The sequence below is a fragment of the Glycocaulis sp. genome, assembly GCF_052168375.1.
Classification (GTDB): domain Bacteria; phylum Pseudomonadota; class Alphaproteobacteria; order Caulobacterales; family Maricaulaceae; genus Glycocaulis.
The window spans coordinates 1-5,348 of record NZ_JBQLZR010000006.1 but is presented as its reverse complement, the minus strand read 5'-3'; the positions used below and the strand labels follow the sequence as shown (position 1 = coordinate 5,348).

Sequence of the window (5,348 nt, the reverse complement as noted above, 5' to 3'; positions counted from 1 at the left end):
GCTGACGGGTTTGGCGGCGCGATCCTGCGCGACAGCCCGGTCAACCGGCTTGCCCCTGCACGGCGCAAATCCATCACCTTGCGCTTTGCCCGCACGGCGGCAGAGCGCGCGCTCCGGCTCTAGCTCCGCGCGTCCATTGCCGCCTGCAGGGCCGCATTGAAGGCCGGCAGGCGCTCGCCATAGCGTGCCTTTGTGCGCGCCAGAATGTCTGCCGGAGCGGTGTCGGGTGAGCCGGCCGTGAAGGGCGGGGCCGGGTTGTATTCGATCAGGAGCTGGACCGATTTTGCCGCGTCTTCCCCTGCAAGCTCTGCCAGCACGGTCAGGGCGAAGTCTATCCCCGCTGTCACGCCGCCGCCGGTGAAGAGATTGCCGTCGCGCACCACGCGCGCCTTGACCGGAATGGCGCCGGTCAGTGCCAGAGCCTCGTGATAGGCCCAGTGTGTCGTGGCGCGCCGGCCCTTGAGAAGGCCTGCAGCGCCAAGAATGAAGGTGCCGGTACAGACCGAGGTGACATAACGGGCCTCACGGCCCTGACGGGCGACAAAATCGATCAGTGCCGCATCGCCCATGGCGGCATTGACGCCGAACCCGCCGGGAACACAGATCAGTTCCAGCGGCGGGCAATCGTCAAATCTCGTTGTCGGCGGAACGGTGAGAACCCCGTCCGTGCGGACTGGCTCCATCGATTTCGCCACCAGATGGATCTCGGCTCCGGGCAGGCGTGAGAGCACCTGCAAGGGTCCGGTGAAGTCCAGCTGGGTTATGTGGTCGAAGAGGACAAAGCCGATACGGAAAGGCGTGGTGGTCATGGTTCGCAGGCCTTTCCGTCAGGGTGGTGTCTAGCGCGGCGCCCGCTTGGCGAGGATGCGCTGCAGGGTTCGCCGGTGCATGTTCAAACGCCGCGCAGTTTCCGAGACGTTGTGATCGCACAGCTCGAACACACGCTGGATATGCTCCCAGCGCACGCGGTCGGCGCTCATCGGGTTTTCCGGCGGCTCCGGCTTGGTGCCCGGAGGGGCGAGCAGGGCTTTCACCACATCATCGGCGTCGGCGGGCTTGGAGAGATAATCGACTGCGCCGGACTTCACCGCCGCGACAGCGGTGGCGATATTGCCATAGCCGGTCAGCATGACGGCGCGGCAATCGGCCCGGTGCCGGTGCAGCGCCCGCACCACGTCCAGCCCGTCCCCGTCCTCCAGCCGCAGATCGACGACCGCGAAGGCAGGCGGCGCGCTGCGCGCCAATTCCAGCGCTTCTGCGACCGATCCCAGAGCCGTCACCTCAAAGCCGCGCTGTGTCATCGCCCGTTCCAGCCGGTTGCGGAAGGGTGCGTCGTCATCCAGCACAAGAAGCGTGCGGTCAGCGGGAAGGTCGAGCGTCTCTGTCATGGCGGGGCCCGGTCCTTTCTGGGTCGGGTGGTTATAACATCCTGAACAGTCATCTAGGCGAGGCAAGGCTCAAGGGAAAGGCTTTGCTGTCAGGCCTTCAGCTCCAGCCGCTTGCGCGGCAAGGTCATGCGCACGAGCGCGCCGGAGCGGCCGGGCCGGTTTTCAAACTCCACCTTGCCGCCGAGCCGCTCGACAAGGGTGGTGGCGATGAAGACGCCAAGGCCCAGCCCGCCCGGTCCCGGCTCGTGCCGCCGAGTAGTGATGTAGGGCTCGCCCAGCTTGGCGAGGATGTCGAGGGGGAAGCCCGGCCCGTCGTCCAAGACCGACACGGTCAGCGTCTCAGCCGTCCACCCTGCCTCCAGATTGACGCTGGCGCGGGCGAAGTCGATGGCATTCTCGACGAAATTGCCCAGCGCGTAGATCAGCTCGGGACTGCGCCGCAGGACAGGCGCGGGACCTTCGCCCGTTACAGTGATCGCGATGTCGGCACCAAGGCCCTTCAGCGGTGCTGCCGCCTCGTCCAGCAGGTCGGCAACCGCGATGCGGTCGTGCATCTGGTCGGTATCGCTGGGGGCTTGCGAGAGGCGTTTGAGGATGTCGCGGCAGCGCTCGGCCTGGGAGACCAGCAGGGCGGCATCTTCCTGCAATTCGGGATCCGTCAGGGCGCGCGCCATCTCCTTTGCCGTCAGCTGGATCGTGGCAAGCGGGGTGCCAAGCTCGTGTGCCGCGGCAGCGGACAGGGCGCCCAGCGCGGACAGGCGCTGCTCGCGCGCGAGGACGCTCTGTGTGGCGGCAAGGGCTGCGCCCATGCGCCGCGCCTCGCTGCCCACGCGCCAGGCATAGACAGCGGTAAAGGCGATGGTGATGACCAGCGCCAGCCACAGGCCCGCCTGATAGAGCGGTGGCAGGCTGATCGGGCCTGCCCAGTCGTTCCAAGGCAAAGGCATCGGCCAGACGCTCATGGCCAGCGAGCCGGCAATGGTCAGTGCGACAAGTGTCATCCACCAGCGCACCGGAAGGGCGGCCACCCCGATAAGTACCGGCGCGGCAATGACAAAGGCGAAGGGATTGGCCGTGCCACCCGTCAGGGCCACCAGCACGATCACTTGCAGGACATCGTAGGCCAGCTGGGCAAAGCTCTCACCTTCGCTCGCAAAGCGCTGCACGCTCTGGGAGAAGGCGATGGCCAGGTTCAGTGCGGCGCTCGCCGTGATGGCCATCAGGCAGAAAGCCAGCGGGAGATCAAATCCGAGGACGAAATGGACACCGAGGACGGTAATGGTCTGCCCGGCCACGGCCAGCCAGCGCAGGACGATCAGGGTGCGCAGGCGCACCCGGCCGAACATCGGCACCAGGGACGGATCGGCGCTGTTTTCATCGGCATCTGTGTGGAAAAAGGCCACGCTGGGAAAACCTCCTCTTACGCTGCAATGCAGCGTACCGGCTCGACACGAAGGTGCCTTGCGCCCTATCTATGACGCAAGAAGCATGTTGAGGAGTGGGCGCCCGTGAACTGGTCGAACCGTCCGGCCTGGCTTTTCCCCGTTATTGCCAGCATTGCCTGCGTCATCATTGCCGTTGCGGCCTTCCTGTATGCCGGGGGACAGCGTGGCACCGCTGCGCCGGGCGTTCGCGAATCGGGCCAGGCGCTGATCGGCGGTCCGTTCGAGCTAGTGGCTCATACGGGCGAGACGGTGACCGAGGCCGATTTCGAGGGCCGGCCCATGCTGATCTATTTCGGCTTCACCTATTGCCCGGACGTATGTCCGATGTCGCTGCAGGTTATGGCGCAGGCGCTGAACGAGCTGCCCGCTGACCAGCGCGCCGAGTTCCAGCCGCTCCTGATCAGCCTTGATCCGGAGCGCGATACGCCAGAAGCGCTGGCCGCCTATGTCGAAACCCCGGTATTCCCTGAAGGCTTGCTGGGTCTGACGGGCAGCCCGGAGCAGATTGCTGCCGCTGCGCGCGCCTACCGGGTCTACTATGCGCGCGCGGAGGCGGATGCCTCCATGGCGGAATATCTCATCGACCATTCCTCGCTCATCTATCTGATGGACCGGCAGGGCCGTTTCGTGGAGGTGTTCCCCCACGCCACCGCGCCGGAGCGCATTGCGCAATCCCTGCAACGATTTTTACAGGAAGACGGCGCATGATCGTCTCCTCAAGCATGGGCAGATAACCCTGCCCGCTAGGCCGGAGGCCTGATTTTTCGATGCTTTACACCTTCATGGAAATGACCCGCGCCGCGATGCTGCCCTGGCGCACTGCGGCGAATGTGGCGCGTACGTCCTTGCGCTCCCCCCTCAATCCGGTCGGCGATACGCTTGCCGGGCGCACCGCTGCCGCTGCTGCGGATGTGTTTGAAAGCCTGACGCGCTATTACGGCAAGCCGGAATGGGGCATCGATGCCACCGAGGTGAACGGTCACCCGGTCGGTATCGAGATCGAGACCGTCTGGTCAAAGCCCTTCGGCGATCTGGTGCACTTCGCGCGCGATACGTCGGCCCTTGCCGCCGCGCGCAAGGTGAAACCGGGCGAACTGCAAGATCCCAAACTTCTGCTGGTCGCGCCCATGTCGGGCCACTACGCGACCCTGCTGCGCGGCACGGTGGAAGCCTTCCTGCCAACCCATGACGTGTACATCACCGACTGGGCCGATGCGCGCATGGTGCCGGTACTTGAAGGCCGGTTCGGCCTTGGCGACTATGTGGAATATGTCCGCGAGATGATCACGGTCGTCGGGCCGGGCGCGCACGTGGCCGCCGTTTGCCAGCCCGGACCGCCTGTGCTGGCTGCATTGTCACTGATGGCGCAGGACAAGGATCCCGCGCGGCCGGCGACCATGACCTTCATGGGTTCGCCGATCGATGCGCGCAAAAGCCCGACCGTGCCGAACAAGCTGGCCGAGGAACGCCCGTTCGAGTGGTTCCGGGACAATCTGATCCACACCGTTCCGGCGGTGTATCCGGGCGCTCTGCGCCGGGTCTATCCCGGCTTCCTTCAGCTGACCGGCTTCATCAACATGAACTATGACCGGCATGTTGATGCGCACTACCAGTATTTCAACAATCTGGTGAAGGGCGATGGCGACAGCACCGACAAGCACCGCCAGTTCTATGACGAGTATCTCTCGGTCATGGACCTGACCGAGGAGTTCTACCTCGAAACCATCGCCGAGGTGTTCCAGGCCCACGCATTGCCGCAGGGCCGGTTCGAGGTGAAGGGACGCCTGGTTGATCCCTCTGCCATCACCGACATCGCGCTTCTCACCGTCGAGGGCGAGAATGACGACATTTCGGGTATCGGCCAGACGCAGGCCGCCCACACGCTGTGCTCAGGCCTGCCTGAAGCCCTGCGTGAGGACTATATCCAGCCTGATGTCGGCCATTACGGCGTGTTCAACGGCCGGCGTTTCCGCGAGGAAATCGTCCCGCGCATGAGCGCCTTCATGCAGCGTCACGCCCGCCCGGCAAAGGGCAAGGCCAGCTAGCGGCAGAGCTCGCCAGCCTGCCTCAGGGCAGCCGTCACGCCCGACAGCGAAAACGTATAGGCGGTATTGGTGCCCCGCGCTGATACCGCCTCCACCCGCATGGTCGCGCCGCGGCGCATCGCGTCCACAAGGCGGCTTTCCTCGCGCGGTTCCTCCACGAAGCCTTCGCGGTCATCGACATACATGGACACCCGGTCGGAGCCGACCGAGGCGCGTGGCGGGTTGTCGGCGCGCAGCTCATAACCGGCAAGGAAGCTCGGCTGTTCGCGCGCTGCGCCGCTCGCCCATGTCGAGACAAAGAAATACACATCCCCGTGGTCGACATCGCCGGGACGGGAATCGACCGGCCGGCTAATCGCATAGCATATGCGTTCCGGCCCGCTGCCGCGCGTGAAGACGCGCCAGTCATTGTGCTGTCCCTGGAAATGGGGCGCCTGGGCCAGAGCCGGGGCACTGGCGGCGAAGGCGCT

General features: G+C 65.3%; 7 protein-coding genes. 3 read left to right on the top strand and 4 right to left on the bottom strand.

Annotated features, from left to right (window positions below; genetic code table 11):
• On the top strand, positions 1–123 hold a 123-nt coding region (locus ACTS2Z_RS00150; protein WP_442571210.1), incomplete at its 5' end, for an MmcB family DNA repair protein.
• Here the strand turns inward: ACTS2Z_RS00150 and ACTS2Z_RS00145 are convergent.
• The 3 genes from ACTS2Z_RS00145 to ACTS2Z_RS00135 form a co-directional block, all read right to left on the bottom strand.
• Positions 120–809, bottom strand: a complete 690-nt coding sequence (locus ACTS2Z_RS00145) for a DJ-1/PfpI family protein (RefSeq protein ID WP_442571209.1) — start codon at positions 807–809, stop codon at positions 120–122. The two genes, ACTS2Z_RS00150 and ACTS2Z_RS00145, sit on opposite strands and share 4 nt — an antisense overlap.
• A gap of 30 nt (positions 810–839) precedes the next feature.
• The gene (locus ACTS2Z_RS00140) at positions 840–1,388 is read right to left on the bottom strand and encodes an ActR/PrrA/RegA family redox response regulator transcription factor (RefSeq protein ID WP_442571208.1); all 549 of its coding nucleotides are present in this window, start codon (positions 1,386–1,388) and stop codon (positions 840–842) included.
• Between the two features lie 89 nt (positions 1,389–1,477).
• A complete protein-coding gene (locus tag ACTS2Z_RS00135; RefSeq protein WP_442571207.1) occupies positions 1,478–2,791 on the bottom strand; it encodes an ActS/PrrB/RegB family redox-sensitive histidine kinase in 1,314 nt (437 codons plus the stop codon).
• 105 nt (positions 2,792–2,896) lie between these two features.
• On the opposite strand from ACTS2Z_RS00135, the gene ACTS2Z_RS00130 reads away from it, so the two are divergent.
• Positions 2,897–3,541 (top strand): SCO family protein, encoded by a 645-nt coding sequence (locus ACTS2Z_RS00130; protein ID WP_442571206.1) that lies wholly within the window; start codon positions 2,897–2,899, stop codon positions 3,539–3,541.
• 59 nt (positions 3,542–3,600) lie between these two features.
• Positions 3,601–4,878, top strand: a complete 1,278-nt coding sequence (locus ACTS2Z_RS00125) for a polyhydroxyalkanoate depolymerase (protein ID WP_442571205.1) — start codon at positions 3,601–3,603, stop codon at positions 4,876–4,878.
• Here the strand turns inward: ACTS2Z_RS00125 and ACTS2Z_RS00120 are convergent.
• A partial coding sequence (locus ACTS2Z_RS00120; RefSeq protein WP_442571204.1) for an invasion associated locus B family protein occupies positions 4,875–5,348 on the bottom strand: 474 nt, incomplete at its 5' end. The two genes, ACTS2Z_RS00125 and ACTS2Z_RS00120, sit on opposite strands and share 4 nt — an antisense overlap.